This window comes from Streptomyces sp. NPDC057939 (assembly GCF_042887545.1).
In the GTDB taxonomy this organism is placed as follows: domain Bacteria; phylum Actinomycetota; class Actinomycetes; order Streptomycetales; family Streptomycetaceae; genus Streptomyces.
In genome coordinates, this window is the sequence record NZ_JBHVPG010000010.1 from 134,537 (window position 1) to 148,454 (window position 13,918).

A 13,918-nucleotide genomic window follows, 5' to 3' on the forward strand; every position below is an offset into this window, starting at 1 on the left:
CCATCCCGTGCACCCCGAAACCCTCGGCATGCAACCGCCGACCCAACGCGGGCGCCACACGAGCCAACACGTCGTACACCAACCCACGCCCCGGAGCCAGCACCACCCCCCATGGCAGCTCAGAAGCAGCCGTCGACACCGCTAATCGCAACCTCATCCGCACTCCCCACCCACAGACACAGCCCAAAGCGAAAGCACAAGAGCATGCTCCACGCGCCGCCGAAGCCTAGATGCCACCACTGACAATCCCGCGCCCGAGCCCGTCACACCCCACCAACGACAGGCCACAAGGCCGCCCAGGCACGCCGGGTCCAGTCACAACTGGGCAAAGCCAAGGCCATGATTGCCGATCCGGCATGGCCAGAAAGGAGAAACGGCCATGATCCAGCGCAGATACGCGCAAGCGCGTACCCTTCGTCCGCCAACCCCGAGCGTTCTGCCCAACGTGGAGCGGGCAATCGATACGGGAGCGATGGGAAATTTCAGCGCCATACCGGCCTCGACGACACGACCGGAGGTCTGCTGCAGAATCGGCTCTGCCGACACTCTGGAAGCAGGGCTCGACCTGCAGCTTTACTCTGGGGTCCTCATCGCCCCTTCGAGGGGTCGCAACCCGTCGCCTGCGCACGCCGGAACTTCCTGAACTTGGTGTCCTCATCGCCCCTTCGAGGGGTCGCAACGCGTGCTGATGCGGCAGGTCCACGAGTTGGTAGCCGGGTCCTCATCGCCCCTTCGAGGGGTCGCAACGCATTTCTGGTGGGGGGCAGGCTACTCCGTGATCAGGTCCTCATCGCCCCTTCGAGGGGTCGCAACGTGAAGCCGGCGACGCGCATCCGGTGGACGCGGTCGTCCTCATCGCCCCTTCGAGGGGTCGCAACGGTCCGCCGGGTGGGCTGTAGCTCGGGCGCGGACGGTCCTCATCGCCCCTTCGAGGGGTCGCAACTGGTACCAGGCGGGTCCCCAGGGGGAGGCTTCGTGGGGTCCTCATCGCCCCTTTGAGGGGTCGCAACAACTCCGGCGGGATCATCCGCGCGAACTCCGACGCGTCCTCATCGCCCCTTTGAGGGGTCGCAACGCTGCGGATACGACGACATGGGCTACCTCGTCGACCAGGTCCTCATCGCCCCTTCGAGGGGTCGCAACTGCACTATGGCGGGGACACCAACCTTCATATGGAGTCCTCATCGCCCCTCGAGGGGTCGCAACGAGCTCCTGCCTGATCTCATCACGACGCAGGACACCAGTCCTCATCGCCCCTTCGAGGGGTCACAACGCGCGCAGGAGCTCGATCGCGTCACGGAGTCCGTGGAGTCCTCATCGCCCCTTCGAGGGTCACAACCAGATACCACCCCCGGGACCATCGGCGTGCGCGGCCGGGGTCCTCATCGCCCCTTCGAGGGGTCGCCACGTGCCGAACAGGTCCCGGGCGGCCGGGACGGCTCTGGTCCTCATTGCCTCTTCGAGGGGTCGCAACGAGACGTTGGCGTAGAGGGAGGCGAGGTGTCGGTTGCCCTCATCACCCCTTGGAGGGGTCACAACCTGGTGGAGGATCACCCCCGCCTGGTGGTCACCAGTCCTCATCGCCCCTTCGAGGGGTCGCAACATCAGCGCCAGGGCGACCCCGCACGCGGGCACCCAGGTCCTCATCGCCCCTTTGATGGGACACGGCTCGCCATGCAGGGCATGCGCAAGCGCGTACCCTGCGTCCACGAATCCGGGGTGGCTCTGCCTAACGTGGAGCCGGCAGACGAGTACGGGAGCGGTGGATAATTTCAGCGCCACACCGGCCTCGATGACACGACCGGAGGTCTGTTGCAGAATCGGCTCCGCCGACGTCCTGGAAGCAGGGTTCGACCTGCAGCTTTACTCTGGGGGGTCCTCATTGCCCCTGCGAGGGGTCACAACTTGCGGGCGCGGGTGACGTTGACGTACCCGTCCTGGGGTCCTCATTGCCCCTGCGAGGGGTCACAACTTCGTGCGGGGTTGGTCAGCTGGCGCGGCGCTCGGGGGTCCTCATTGCCCCTGCGAGGGGTCACAACCGGCAGCAGCTGCTCCCCGCCAGCCTCTTCCCGGGCGGGGTCCTCATTGCCCCTGCGAGGGGTCACAACGTGCGGGCCCGGTGGGGCGCCGGCGGGCCACGATGACCGTCCTCATTGCCCCTGCGAGGGGTCACAACGGCTGGCCACGAACAGCAGGGTTCGGCGGGCCCCCACGTCCTCATTGCCCCTGCGAGGGGTCACAACGTCACGGCTGGCTCCCGAGGATCTGGCGGGCTACAGGTCCTCATTGCCCCTGCGAGGGGTCACAACGAGGACCCGGCCGCCGCGGTGAACCCGAACCTGGCGGTCCTCATTGCCCCTGCGAGGGGTCACAACGCATCCGGTCCGCGACCGCTGCGCAGCGCGCCGCGAGTCCTCATTGCCCCTGCGAGGGGTCACAACGCGAGTACAGCCCAATGACCTTGGATGGTGAGTGTCAGGTCCTCATTGCCCCTGCGAGGGGTCACAACGCGCGGTGGTCTGGGCGGTCGAGATGGACGGCGCCGCGTCCTCATTGCCCCTGCGAGGGGTCACAACGAGGCGGCGGCCGCGAAGGTGGCGGCGGAGCACCGGCGTCCTCATTGCCCCTGCGAGGGGTCACAACACGCGTCGGCGGCGTGCCGCGCTGCCGCCTCCGGACCGGTCCTCATTGCCCCTGCGAGGGGTCACAACGTGAGGGCCGAGCGGATGTCGCAGGCGCGGACGTGGGTCCTCATTGCCCCTGCGAGGGGTCACAACGAGGCCGTCAGGACCCGAAGCCGACCAAGCTCCGGAAGTCCTCGTTGCCCCTTCGAGGGGTCACAACAGGCGGCGGTGCCGGAGCAGCGCACCGCCCCCGCGGGTCCTCATCGCCCCTGCGAGGGGTAGCAACGGATGGCCTAGGTCATCGGCCGCGCGCGGAGAGCGGGTCATTATCGCCCCTTCGAGGGGACACAACACGGTCACTCCCTCCGGTGGCCCGACTCAACGCACAGCGTCCTCATCGCGCCTCTGAGGGGTCTCAACTCGGAGCAGCTGCGGGCGTACCGGGCAGCCGATGCCGTCCTCATCGCCCCTTCGAGGGGTCGCAACTTTCCTCACCGCGTCGCGCCCGGCCCGATGCTGACCGCTGGGATGCCCGCAGGGAGCCCGGCCCGAACACAGCGTCAGCTCCCCGTGCTCGGCGTCGTAGCCCACGGCAGCGAGGTCGGGGCGTGCCCCGCCCACCGTTCTCACAGGCGGGTACGCGGCCGCCGGAATGTCCCGGCCGCGTTCGGCCATGAGCGCTGTACACGCCTCGCCGAGGCCCATGGGGGCGCGGCCGTCAAGCCGGACCATCCGGGCAGGCCGCGGCTTGCTCTTTGCTGTTCGGGCGCCGGTACTCTTCGAGGCATCTGTCGCGCCGCCCCCAGTGCGACGCGGGCCAGTGCGCTGCTGGGATGGGGTGTCCGGCTCATCGCGCCACGTCCCTGGCGAGTTCTTGCGCCAGGTGGGCCAGGCAGATGCTGCGGTTCGGCAGCGCCTTGCGCATGCAGGGCACTTCGCCATCGCGGCCTGAGCAGATCTCCGGCATCGAAGGCGCAGCGGGAACCACGGGTTCGACAGCGGCGAGGGTGTCGGCCTCCTCCCGGCAGAGCTTGCACAGACCCGTGTCGATGGCCCGGCCGGTCAGGAAGATCGCGCATCCACATCCGCCGCAGGAAGAGCGCCGCGGGCCTACAGGTTCCCGGGGGGCCGGCACTTGTGCCGGGTGCCGGATGGCGGTCTCCAGCTCGCAGTCGGTGCAGTGACCGGCCTGGCTGGGGCGGGCTCGGTGCTGGGGGCAGAGGCTCTGGGCCAAGCGCTGCTCGCGCCGGCGGGCGGCGGCCCGGTCCTGGACGGTCTCGGCGCACAGCTCGCAGGCGGCACCGGTCCGCCAGATGATCCCAGCTTCGCAATCCTGGTAGCCGCAGCCCCAGCGGGGCAGGGCGACCCCGAGCAGCCACCGGCCCGGGTCACGGATCTCCGACAGCGCCACCTTGCCCAGTCGGGCCGTCAGCCGGTGCTGAAGCCGGTCGGCAGCCGTGCCCTCGCGCAGCTGCCTGCCCACCTCACGGGCAATCTTTCGGACGACGAAGGAACTCGTAACCTGCTGCAGCAGCACGTGGACGGGCTCCAGCACGGCATAGATCTCGGGGCTCATGGCCAGCTGCGGTCCTGTGTACGACGACCGGAACGGCACCTGGCCCTTGCTGCTGCGCTCTTCGCAGCCAAGCTTCGAGGAAGGTTGGCTGATCTCACCCGCGCGCAGCGCGACACCACCCCCGCCTTGCGAACGCGCCTCCGCGCCAGCCGGGTTTTCCACAACCTCAGCGCCCTCAACTACCTGTCCCTCGCCTACGGCGGGTGAGATCAGTGCACGCTCGTCATCAGGTGAGTCAGTCCTAGGTGATTCCCTATCCGCGAGGGATCCCTCACCAACCAGGGAACCCGATCCCTCACCAACCGGGGAACTGCCCGACCCCTCAGAACCACCCGCCACAGCAGTCACACCGGCCTCCGGGGCTCCGCCGCAGCCCCCGGCCGTGACCTCCGTATGAGCCTCCGGGGCAAGGTCGTGCACGATGTGCAGGTTTCGGCCCCGTGCCCCAGCGCGCCGCTGCACCGTCATCCAGCGCGCCGCCTCCACCTCGTCCACGACCGCCGACGCCGCCGTCACCGACAGCGCTTCGCCGGCCTTCTTCCCCGAGTGGTGACGCAGGCAGCCTGCCAACTCCCCCTCGGTCAGCGCGAGACCTATCTTCCCCGCGTACGCGATGACCGCGTACGCGCGCAGCTGCCGGGGCATGAGGTCCTCCGCAGCCGCCACAGGCAGCCACACGAACGCCTCCGTCCGGTTTATCACCCGCACCGTCCGCAGCGCGGATTGGCCCTTGCCACCCGGCAGGGTCCGACGCTGTGACCGCAGCTCCACGACCCCGTCCGGCCCCGGACGAGTCAGCTGCGTCAAACCGCGCTCCACCGACGCCACCGACAGCCCCAGGTACGAAGCGATCCTCACCGACCGCGCCTCACACCCCTCCGGCCGAGCCGCCAGCGCCGCCACCTTCACGTACACCGACAGCGCGATATCCGCGTAGAACGGCGACGACACCAGCCGCATCGGTACCCGCACCCGCTGTCGACGTACCGGAATAGCACTTGGTGCGGGTGCAGGTACCGATGCGGGTGCGGGTGCCGAAACGGATGAGCGCTGAGCGGGGATCACCACGGCGGCTGGGGCCGCCACGACGCTCACCGGCCTGCCTGGATGCAGGAGACAGAGATCATCTCGGCAGCCTTGCGCAGGCAGCCTGTGGACAGAGCCCGGCAAGCCCCGGTCACCTCCGGCGCTCCCGCACGGTGGGCGTCAATCTTGGAACCCGTCCCGCCAGACGGGACGACGCTCTCGCGGACACCGCCGCCGAGGAGCGGCCCGACAGACCCCGTCGAAATGATCAGCTCATGGCTTCCTACAGGAAGAGCCGCTTCCTGACCAAAAGCCGCGAAGCGATGGATAGGGGACGCTTGTTCCGTCGCGTGAAAATCGCTAAAGGTGCGAACCGCACCGAAACGGGCGGCGGTCGACTTTTCATGGGACACCAGATCGGGCACTATGGCGAAGACACCGACTCTCATAAGCGAGCCGGACCACCCCGCAATGCGGGACGGCCGACGAGCGAACTGGGAGACACCAACCAACCGAGCCCCCTCCGTGAGGAGCGGGCGCGGGCCGGACGGAGAACCAGAGGCGAGTCCTTTCCTCTCTCCTTGACGTGATTCGGACGGGTGTGCGGGCAGCCCTTGGGCTGGTCGTGCTGTGTTCCAAGGCCCTTGCAGGGGCGGCGGAACGGCTGAGCGGTGCAGCAACCCCCTTGCAGAGGGGTCACTGCGTTGGTGCTTGGTCCTCGCGGACCGGGTGGTGCATCACATTGCGAAACCCAGCTCGATGAGCTGGAGCCCAGAGCCGGGTACGAACCGGGGACTGGGCGGCCGACCTTATGGTCGGCGTGAAGGGCCGCGCGAGGCCGGAGTGGATTGCAGTCCACTCGTTTGGCGCGCGCGGCCGGTGGCGGCTACGTCACCCCGACCCCCTCGAAACCGAAGGTGGAGTCGGCGTACCCGAAACCGGTACCGAGGTCAGTCCTCACGCGGACCTCCCTGGGCAACGGCGGGGTGCTCCTTGGCCAGGCCGCGGAGGAACTCCGCGTACTTCAGGCGGTTGCTGCGGTGGGGCTGCGTGCGGCCGGCTTCCCAGCCAACGACGGCGAGGCGCCTGACGCCGAGAGCCTCGGCGACTTCCTCCTGGGTGAGGTTCGCGGCGATGCGCAGCTGCCGACGAATGTGCGGCGGAGGCAGCGTGTCAGCATCCACTAGGGCATCGTCTCGACGCAGCGGATCCGACATGGCAGCCTCCATCCCATCTGATGTTCCCCAAAACCATACATCACTGGATCTTTGCGAAGGAAGCGCCTGGCCTGCTTCCATCGAAACGGCGATGCCGAGATCACGGACGGGCGTGGTCATGAAAGTCCCAGGTGGGAGTTTGCGGCGCGTGCGGCCTCCGCGAGTTCCGGTAGCTCCACGACGTCCACGCCTGCCTCGGCGAGCTGCTCGACTCCCACGCAGTCGGTGACGAACAAGGACGGTTCGCGCCAGGCGATGACGACGCGCGGGATCCTGGCCTCGAGGATCCGCTGCGTGCACGGAGTACGGTCCGCGCTCCGCTGGGAACACGGTTCCAGGGACGAGTAGATCGTCGCCGTGGTTAGCCGCGGGTCGCCTGGCGGGACCTTCGCGAGGGCGGCCTCCTCCGCGTGTTCACGCGGATCGGCCTCGCGTGAGTAGCCAGCCGCAAGCTCGGTGCCGTCCTCGGCGACGATGACCGCGCCCACCGAGTATGCCCCGGCGGCCGGGGGGCACAGCGCGGAAAGGTCGATCGCGCGCTGCATCCAGCGGAGGTCCTGGTCTCGGTCCGGGGCATACATCAGCCACGCTCCTTCGGGGCGTAGCGCAGCAGCACGACGTCGCCGATCGCGCGGGCCTCCAGCAGCCGCATACGGGAGGTGGACCCGCCCGGGTAGGCGGCGGCGCCCAAGAACTTCGGGGCATCGGCCTGGCCCACCAGCAGCGGGGCGACGGCGAGGTGGACCTCGTCGGCCAGGTCCTGAGCCATGAGCTGGGTGTGGATCGTGCCGCCGCCCTCCACCATGAGCCGGCCGACGCCACGGCGGCCGAGCTCGTCGAGGACCAGGCCCCAGTCGAGCTCGGGGCCGACGCTGACCACGTCCGCGAGGTCCGCGAGCGTCGCCTTCACCTTGTCGACGGCGGAGTCGACCGTGAAGACCAGCTTCTGGCCGCCGAAGTGCCAGAACTTCAGGTCCGCGTCCAGATCGCCGGAGGCGGTCACCGCCACCTTCAGCGGGTACTCCGACCGGCCCTCCGCGAGCCGCTTCGCGCGGCGTTCCTCGCTGTTGACCAGGAGGCGCGGGTTGTCCCGGCGCATGGTCGTCGCGCCGATCAGGATGGCGTCGGACTCGGCGCGGACCTGGTCGACGCGGTCGAAGTCCTCAGCGTTGGAGAGCAGCAGCCGCTCGGGGCTGGTGTCGTCCAGATAGCCGTCGACCGACGTGGCGGCGGACAGCAGAACGTATGGGCGGGCAGTCATCTGCTCAGGCATCCGTTTCAGTTTCGTGGAAGAGGGTGGAGTCGAAGGTGGCGCGGAACTCGGCTACGGCCGGTTCGCGCTGCCAGGGGATCAGGGCCTTGTCGAGCCGCGCGAGCTCGTTCGTGATCCGGCCGGAGCCCGTGTCCTCCGCCACCGTCAGCGCGTGCATTCCGAGCGCGGCGGCCTGCTCCGGTGCGCGGGCACCGGCCAACGCCACGGCCTGCCGGGCCATGTAGACGCCCCGGTCGCGGTGGTAGCCCTCCGGCACCAGCCGGATGGCGGCGCCGAACGCGTCCGCGGCCTGCTCGTGCTTGCCGAGGGCCTCCAGGCCCTGGGCCCGGTGGACCTCCACGTACGAGGCGTTCAGCCACACGCCCCACGGGGTGGGGTCGGCGGCGGCGCCATCGAGGGCGTTGCGGACGTCGTCAATCGCCCGCTCGCTCTCATCGCCATCACCGCGCAGCGCGTGGCCGTACGCCTCGTAGGTGCGCGCGACAGCAGCGAGGCGGCTGCGCGGACGGGCCATACGCTGGGCGGCTTCGGCGAGGTCGACTGTGTCGACCAAGTCGGCCGTGTCACCGGCCAGCTGCGCCTTGCGGGCCATGACGTACGTCGTCAGGTCGTTGTCGCCGACGGTGTGGGACCACTGCATGGCCCGGTCCAGCCAGTACGACGCCGCCTGCGGGTTGCCCAGGTCCTGATAGAGCCAGGACAGGAACTCGCCGTACTGCGTCTGGAGCTCCATCAGGTCGCGCCGGTCGGCGCCCTTCGCGTCCCGGCGCAGCTCCTGGATGACCTGGATGTGGTCGCGCACTGCGGCGACGGCGTGCCGGGGCCCGAGCAGGTTGTCGTTGTCGATCAGCAGGCGGCGGGTGCGACGCAGGTGCTCCACCGGCGTCGAGCCGTACGCGTACGCGGCCCGAGCCTTGCGGACCAGACCGGGAACGGCACCGGAGTCCGCGAAGGCCGGCGAACCGACGCCGACAGCGGCCGCAGCCCCGAGCCCCATCCCCGTGCGCAGCAGCGCACGCCGATTCAGAGCCACCCAAACCACCGACCCATCCACGAGACGACACGGGACCGAGATCCCCTCACCGTCCGACGCTGCCTGGTCAGCCACGGCAAAAGCCAGATCCACCGATGATCTGGCCACATGGGCCGGGGGATTGGCCACATGGCCACGCTCGTCACCGATCCGCTCCCACAGGCGGAGCAGCATGCCGCTGGCACCCAGCTTGTCGTCGAGGACCAACGCCTGCGAACTGTCGGGCGTTCGCTCCCCGCGCTCGAATCGTCCCAGGTGGCTGTGGTCGATACGAGTACGTCGACCGAGCTCGCGAAGGCTTAGTCCCCGTGAGGTCCGTAACTCCCGCAGCTGGTATCCCCAGTTATGCAAGGGCGACACCCAGGGCGTCAGCTCCCTCGGTTTCTGTGCCATCCCGCCCCCAACCTCGTGGCCCATGTGGCCAGATGATCCGGCCACATGCCAGATCTGGAACTCCCGAGTGTTCCGGACCTAGAACCGAACCAAACGGTCCGCCGACTCGGGAGGCTTCAGTGTTCTACGGTTCCAGCCGCATCCGGTTGCTGCGCGCGGCGGAGCAGAGCGAGGACGCTCTCCGGATGACCGTCGTACACGAGGTGCGGCTCGTCATCGGTCGGCGGGGAAAACCGGCCCGCATGTCGAAGGAGGTCCTCCTCGCTGAACTCGATGGAGTTCGCGTCGACCAGCGATTGCTCGTTGCGCCTCCGGATCCGGTCCCAGCGCACCTCGTGCGGGAGCGGCAGGTAGATGAGAACGGGCTCACCACCCGCCTTCACCGCAGTCGCTGCCCACTGGGCCCGCTCCTCCGGAGTCCAGAAGCCGTGGTCGACCACGACGTCGTGTCCGGCCGTCAGGAGTTCTTCGAGCTCAAGGGTGATGTCCTTGAGCACGGGTGCCTCTCTAATCCTGAACTGGCCGCGGGGGAAGTCCCGGCCGTAGTGGCCGTAGCGGCGGAACATCTCCTCGTCGGGGCAGAGGCGCCGAAAGCCAGTCCTCTCCAGGGCACGGGCGAGGGTCGTTTTGCCCGCGCCCTGCAGGCCCGACATGAGGATCGCGCGAGGCGTGGGAACCGGGCGGCCGGTGTTGCGCCCGGTCATCGCAGGACCTCGGACGTTGTTCGCCTGGTGCGGCCGGGGGCGCCCAGGTCCACGCCGTACTCCAGCAGCTCTCCATTCGAGTCAAGGAACCGCGCGGTCAACACCAGGATTGCCGCCACGGTGCCAGCCTCCAGCTCCAGGAGCTCGAGGTCGTGCGTTGTGGCGATGCGAGCGGTCTCCTCGTCTACGCGGCGTACCGCGTGTCGCCCTGTCGCCCGAGCGATCAGGTCCAGCGAAATGCCTCCCTTGAGGCGCTCGCTGCGGGCCAGGTCCGGGATCTCCACGGCGAACCTGACGGGGATCCACGAGGTCGAATGGGAGACGATTCCGTGCGCATCACGGTAAACGCGACTCCGCCGAATCACGTCCGCACCAGGCGCGATTCCCATGACCTCGGCGACATCGACCGGGGCCGCCACCACACCAGCCGTATGACCGGACGACTTCTCCCCGACCCCCCAGGACGACTGGGTCCTGCCGCTGCGGTCGTGTCGTTCTGCTCCGGAGGAGAGGGACACCTGCGTGCCGAGCACTTCTGTGCCAATGCCGTGAATTCCGGCAACCAGGCGGTCCTCCTTGAGGACGCGCAGGGCCTTCTCGACCGTGGCTGTGCTGACGGACCACTCCTCCGACAGGTTCTTGATGCTCGGCAGGAGTGTGCCGGCGACCAGCGCGCCGGATTCGATCAGATCTCGATAGTGACCTGCGATCCGTGCGTACGGCGGTCTGTTGTCGGCCCGGCTCACGTCTGCCTCCTCGGTGGCTCGTCACTTCAGATCTTAGATTTCCTTACCGTACCGCTTGACACCTTAGGGGACCATAGGGAACCTTAGGAATGTGAGGTGACGGCCGGTAGGCAACACCTCACACTGCACCTGCACCACCGCAGTTTCTGCAGCTCGTCTCCTCGGAGTCGGGCAGATGGCCGGAGGCGGTAGCCAAGACCAAACCCCCCGGCCTGGCAGGACTGTTTGCACGACCTCAGCGTTGATGCGCTGTCTATCCGCCGGGACGCGGGCCGATGGCTCGTGGACCTGGTGGGTGGAGAGAGCATCCGCCCCCGCGAAACCCCTCCCCCTCTTCCTGCCGAGGAGTCGCCATGCCCGAGCTCGCCATGCCCAAGGCCGCCAAGCGCAAGGGCCGCACCCGTACCTCCCGCGTCAGCCCCCTCAACGCGATCGCCCTCTCGACCCTGTCGCCCGGTCACATCGACATGCGGCGGGCCGAGTCCACCCAGAAGCGCCGCATCTCGCTGGTCTGCCCGACCTGCAAGACCTGGGTGGCCGTCACCCTCCACCGCGGCACCTACCTGCTCAAGCTCGTCCCGCACCACACCGGCAAGGCTGGCGTCGACGCCGCGATCCGCTGCAACTCCAGCAACCGCCTCGTCGACGTCGACATCACCCCGGACACCTGGAGCCGCCAGTACGACGAGTGGGCGCGCGAGGAGCGCCTCGCCGTCGACGTCACCCGCCACCGCCGCGCCACCGTTCAGACCCTCAAGGTCGCCCGGCCGCAGGAGCGTCCCGCTGACCGGCGAACCCAGTGGGAGCGTGCGGTGCCCACCGCCCGCCAGGCTGACGCCGCCCGTGCGGTTCCCGCCGACGCGATCCCCACCACGCGCGGTCGGGCCGTCGACGGACCCGCCGGCGCCCTGACGGCCATGATCGGGCAGGACGCCGGGGACGACCGCTCCGTCCGTGCCCTGGCCGCCGGCACCCTGCGCCTCCTGGCCGACGCCGCCCCGGACCGTTCCGCGAGCGACGTCCTCGAGGAGCACCTCGCCCGCGTCGCCTACACGCACCTGGCCACGCTCTGGCGCCGCCCCCTGACCCCTGCCGACCAGTCCAAGCACACGAAGCTGGTGGACGAGGTCAGGGCCGAGCTGCCCGCCCCGGTCCCGGGTGAGACCGCCGCGGCGTACACCGCCCGCTGCCGCAAGCCCGCCTTCGGCGCCCGCCGCCGATAGCCCGCTCTCGCGGCCTGACCCGCACAACCGCCACGGCCCCGGCCTCGGCTCCCGCACCGTGCGGGGGTCGAGGCCGGGGCCGTCTGCTCCCGTCCCTGCCCGCTCACCGCACCCTGGAGGTCCCGATGCCCGCCACCCTGACCCTGACGTCCCACCGGCCCAGCAGCGGCGAGGCGTTCGACGCCGAGACGCTCGCGCTCCTGGACGAGCTCGACGTCCCGCTCTGCGGCTACTTCGACGTCGACCTCGACATCGCCTTCGGCACGCCGCTGGAGATGCACGAGCCCGCGGGCACCACCCGGGAGTTGCGCCGGTACGCGGCCGCAGTTCTGAACGTTCCGCCCAACCGCCGCCAGGAGCTCGCCCTCGCGCACGGCGCCGAGATCACCGCCCGTGTGGACGCGGGCCGCGACATCCTCGCCGCCGACCCGACCATCACCGCCCGCGTCCGCGAGCGCCTGGTCGACGTCCTGCTCCCCTACGCCGACCAACTGCGCCGGACGATCCGCTCCGGATGCCGCCCCGAGTACGCCGCCGCCTGACCAGCCGGCCCGGACGGACGCCCGCGATCACCGGCCACCCCCTACTGCACCAAGGGGATGGCCGCTGGTCGCGGCCGGTCGTAGGACCCGCCAACACGACGACAGCCCCGGCGAATTGAGACCCCCCGGGGCTGTCCAGGACCTACGTGGAGGACCTGATGCAGCACAGCATCGCACGGAACAACGGCGACTCCGACACGGACATGGACGAGGCCCTGCGCCGCGTCCGGCAGGGGAAGTGAGCGGCATGGACTGGCGACACAACGCGGTCTGCGCCGAAGGGGGCGACCCGGAGTTGTTTTTCCCCCTCGGCAACACCGGTCCGGCGCTGCTGCAGATCGAGGAGGCCAAGGCCGTCTGCCGCCGCTGCCCGGTCATGGAGCACTGCCTGCAGTGGGCGCTGGAGTCCGGCCAGGACGACGGCGTCTGGGGCGGCCTGTCCGAGGACGAGCGGCGGGCGATGAAGCGTCGCGCCGCCCGCAACCGGACCCGGAATACGAGCGGGGCCGCGGCATGAAGGACCGCGCCCGCATCGCCCTGCCCCGAATCACCCCGCCGAAGCCCGCCGTCACCACCGAGACGGCGGCGCCCTCGGCGGAGAGGGAGCGCGGCACGATCCCGCTCCGCGAGGGCTCGACGCTCCCGGATGAGTGGAGCAACCCGGCCCGCTGAGACCGGACCACGGTGTGTGCTCCCGCCTGACGGGAGCGCACACCAACTTCTTGCCCACCCCACAGCACCAGCACCGGCCGGCCGCCCGCACGACGGGCGGCCGGCCTTCCGCACGCCTCCCGCCCGGGCGAGTCTCGGGCCCGCACCTCCGCAGGAGAGCACATGCGTAGCAACACCCCGCTCGACACCGCGACGGTGACCGGTACCACGCTGCCGGAGTCGCTGTGCACGCACACCCCGGCCTGTCCGACGGCCGACAGCCCGGACCGCGAGGCCGCACGCGTCGTGGCCGCCCACCCGGAGCAGGGCTGGGCGCTCCTTTGCAATGCCGTTCTGGTGTTCGAGGACACCGGTGAGCTGCTGCCCGACGGCCGGATTATCGCCCCGCACCGTCCTCTCAACGCGGTCTGACAGCTGCCTGATCCTCCCGTTCCTGCCGCCGCACCCCGGCGGCAGGAGCGGGAGGTGAAGGGGAGCCGGACAGCCCGGGCCACCAACCCACCAGGAGTCGCCATGCGCGGTAGCGCCCAGAGCACCACCCCCGCGATCAAGTTTCAGCAGGGCCAGTTCGTCCTGTTCCGTGACCCGGAGATGTTCTGGACCGGGCAGGCCGGCCACACCTTCGTGTGCAAGGTCGAGCGGGTCTGGATGGACGGCAAGTACGACCTGATTGCCCTGGCCTCCGACCGCTACGTCCACTACGCCGGCCCGGAGTACATGCGGCTGCTGCCGTCCGTCGACGCGATGCGCGACATCGACACCGCCCCGCTGCACACCGACGGCGCGGCCGACGACATGACCGCGGCCGCCATTGCCTGGCTCACCCAGCAGCACGCGACCGCCAACCAGGGGGCGGCACTGCCCGCCCAGCGTGACTGACCGCACCACC

The 13,918-nt window shown here is 69.6% G+C and carries 14 protein-coding genes, 1 pseudogene and 2 CRISPR repeat arrays; of the genes and pseudogenes, 7 read left to right on the plus strand and 8 right to left on the minus strand.

Features of this window, described 5'->3' with window-relative positions; all coding sequences use genetic code 11:
- Window positions 1-583: 583 nt before the first annotated feature.
- Window positions 584-1,669: a CRISPR direct-repeat array (repeat unit 30 nt; unit sequence GTCCTCATCGCCCCTTCGAGGGGTCGCAAC).
- A gap of 206 nt (window positions 1,670-1,875) precedes the next feature.
- Window positions 1,876-3,110: direct repeats of the CRISPR family, unit length 30 nt; unit sequence GTCCTCATTGCCCCTGCGAGGGGTCACAAC.
- 361 nt (window positions 3,111-3,471) lie between these two features.
- The 5 genes from ACFVS6_RS14445 to ACFVS6_RS14465 all read right to left on the minus strand — a co-directional run bounded on the left by ACFVS6_RS14445 (window position 3,472) and on the right by ACFVS6_RS14465 (window position 8,749).
- Window positions 3,472-5,160, minus strand: coding sequence for a hypothetical protein (locus ACFVS6_RS14445; RefSeq protein ID WP_389703744.1), 1,689 nt, complete (start codon window positions 5,158-5,160; stop codon window positions 3,472-3,474).
- Between the two features lie 1,016 nt (window positions 5,161-6,176).
- The gene (locus tag ACFVS6_RS14450; RefSeq protein WP_351220496.1) at window positions 6,177-6,410 is read right to left on the minus strand and encodes a helix-turn-helix transcriptional regulator; all 234 of its coding nucleotides are present in this window, start codon (window positions 6,408-6,410) and stop codon (window positions 6,177-6,179) included.
- Between the two features lie 149 nt (window positions 6,411-6,559).
- On the minus strand, window positions 6,560-7,024 hold the full coding sequence (locus ACFVS6_RS14455; RefSeq protein ID WP_389703746.1) for a deaminase: 465 nt from the start codon (window positions 7,022-7,024) through the stop codon (window positions 6,560-6,562).
- Complete coding sequence (locus tag ACFVS6_RS14460) at window positions 7,024-7,704, minus strand: RibD family protein (RefSeq protein ID WP_389703864.1); 681 nt, start codon at window positions 7,702-7,704, stop codon at window positions 7,024-7,026. Before ACFVS6_RS14460 ends, ACFVS6_RS14455 begins: the two co-directional genes overlap by 1 nt.
- A 4-nt stretch (window positions 7,705-7,708) precedes the next feature.
- Complete coding sequence (locus ACFVS6_RS14465) at window positions 7,709-8,749, minus strand: DNA-binding protein (protein ID WP_389703866.1); 1,041 nt, start codon at window positions 8,747-8,749, stop codon at window positions 7,709-7,711.
- Between the two features lie 129 nt (window positions 8,750-8,878).
- Between ACFVS6_RS14465 and ACFVS6_RS14470 the strand changes: the two genes are divergently transcribed.
- A complete protein-coding gene (locus ACFVS6_RS14470) occupies window positions 8,879-9,052 on the plus strand; it encodes a hypothetical protein (protein WP_389703871.1) in 174 nt (57 codons plus the stop codon).
- Here ACFVS6_RS14470 and ACFVS6_RS14475 read toward each other — a convergent pair.
- The 3 genes and pseudogenes from ACFVS6_RS14475 to ACFVS6_RS14485 all read right to left on the minus strand — a co-directional run.
- A pseudogene (locus ACFVS6_RS14475) lies at window positions 8,969-9,166 on the minus strand (helix-turn-helix domain-containing protein); the annotation flags it as partial. The gene ACFVS6_RS14470 and the pseudogene ACFVS6_RS14475 overlap by 84 nt on opposite strands.
- 92 nt (window positions 9,167-9,258) lie before the next feature.
- The gene (locus ACFVS6_RS14480; RefSeq protein ID WP_389703748.1) at window positions 9,259-9,846 is read right to left on the minus strand and encodes an AAA family ATPase; all 588 of its coding nucleotides are present in this window, start codon (window positions 9,844-9,846) and stop codon (window positions 9,259-9,261) included.
- Window positions 9,843-10,592 (minus strand): GntR family transcriptional regulator, encoded by a 750-nt coding sequence (locus ACFVS6_RS14485; protein WP_389703750.1) that lies wholly within the window; start codon window positions 10,590-10,592, stop codon window positions 9,843-9,845. Before ACFVS6_RS14485 ends, ACFVS6_RS14480 begins: the two co-directional genes overlap by 4 nt.
- Before the next feature lie 353 nt (window positions 10,593-10,945).
- Between ACFVS6_RS14485 and ACFVS6_RS14490 the strand changes: the two genes are divergently transcribed.
- The 6 genes from ACFVS6_RS14490 to ACFVS6_RS14515 all read left to right on the plus strand — a co-directional run bounded on the left by ACFVS6_RS14490 (window position 10,946) and on the right by ACFVS6_RS14515 (window position 13,908).
- Entirely contained in the window at window positions 10,946-11,815 is an 870-nt protein-coding gene (locus ACFVS6_RS14490) for a hypothetical protein (protein ID WP_389703751.1), read from the plus strand.
- 125 nt (window positions 11,816-11,940) lie between these two features.
- Window positions 11,941-12,357 carry a hypothetical protein gene (locus tag ACFVS6_RS14495; RefSeq protein ID WP_389703753.1) on the plus strand — a complete coding sequence of 139 codons (417 nt, stop codon included), beginning with the start codon at window positions 11,941-11,943 and terminating at the stop codon, window positions 12,355-12,357.
- 247 nt (window positions 12,358-12,604) lie between these two features.
- Window positions 12,605-12,874: a WhiB family transcriptional regulator gene (locus tag ACFVS6_RS14500; protein ID WP_389703754.1), complete on the plus strand. Its 270-nt coding sequence runs from the start codon at window positions 12,605-12,607 to the stop codon at window positions 12,872-12,874.
- Window positions 12,871-13,029 carry a hypothetical protein gene (locus ACFVS6_RS14505; protein WP_389703756.1) on the plus strand — a complete coding sequence of 53 codons (159 nt, stop codon included), beginning with the start codon at window positions 12,871-12,873 and terminating at the stop codon, window positions 13,027-13,029. Before ACFVS6_RS14500 ends, ACFVS6_RS14505 begins: the two co-directional genes overlap by 4 nt.
- Before the next feature lie 222 nt (window positions 13,030-13,251).
- Window positions 13,252-13,440, plus strand: coding sequence for a DUF5999 family protein (locus tag ACFVS6_RS14510; RefSeq protein WP_389703868.1), 189 nt, complete (start codon window positions 13,252-13,254; stop codon window positions 13,438-13,440).
- Between the two features lie 102 nt (window positions 13,441-13,542).
- Window positions 13,543-13,908 carry a hypothetical protein gene (locus ACFVS6_RS14515; RefSeq protein ID WP_389703758.1) on the plus strand — a complete coding sequence of 122 codons (366 nt, stop codon included), beginning with the start codon at window positions 13,543-13,545 and terminating at the stop codon, window positions 13,906-13,908.
- Window positions 13,909-13,918: the final 10 nt, after the last annotated feature.

Coding starts and splice junctions, on each gene's coding strand:
- ACFVS6_RS14445 (WP_389703744.1), bottom strand. CDS start 5,160: ATGCGGCTGGTGTCGTCGCCGTTCTACGCGGATATCGCGCTGTCGGTG.
- ACFVS6_RS14455 (WP_389703746.1), bottom strand. CDS start 7,024: ATGTATGCCCCGGACCGAGACCAGGACCTCCGCTGGATGCAGCGCGCG.
- ACFVS6_RS14460 (WP_389703864.1), bottom strand. CDS start 7,704: ATGACTGCCCGCCCATACGTTCTGCTGTCCGCCGCCACGTCGGTCGAC.
- ACFVS6_RS14470 (WP_389703871.1), top strand. CDS start 8,879: ATGGCCACGCTCGTCACCGATCCGCTCCCACAGGCGGAGCAGCATGCC.
- ACFVS6_RS14480 (WP_389703748.1), bottom strand. CDS start 9,846: ATGACCGGGCGCAACACCGGCCGCCCGGTTCCCACGCCTCGCGCGATC.
- ACFVS6_RS14490 (WP_389703751.1), top strand. CDS start 10,946: ATGCCCGAGCTCGCCATGCCCAAGGCCGCCAAGCGCAAGGGCCGCACC.
- ACFVS6_RS14495 (WP_389703753.1), top strand. CDS start 11,941: ATGCCCGCCACCCTGACCCTGACGTCCCACCGGCCCAGCAGCGGCGAG.
- ACFVS6_RS14500 (WP_389703754.1), top strand. CDS start 12,605: ATGGACTGGCGACACAACGCGGTCTGCGCCGAAGGGGGCGACCCGGAG.
- ACFVS6_RS14505 (WP_389703756.1), top strand. CDS start 12,871: ATGAAGGACCGCGCCCGCATCGCCCTGCCCCGAATCACCCCGCCGAAG.
- ACFVS6_RS14515 (WP_389703758.1), top strand. CDS start 13,543: ATGCGCGGTAGCGCCCAGAGCACCACCCCCGCGATCAAGTTTCAGCAG.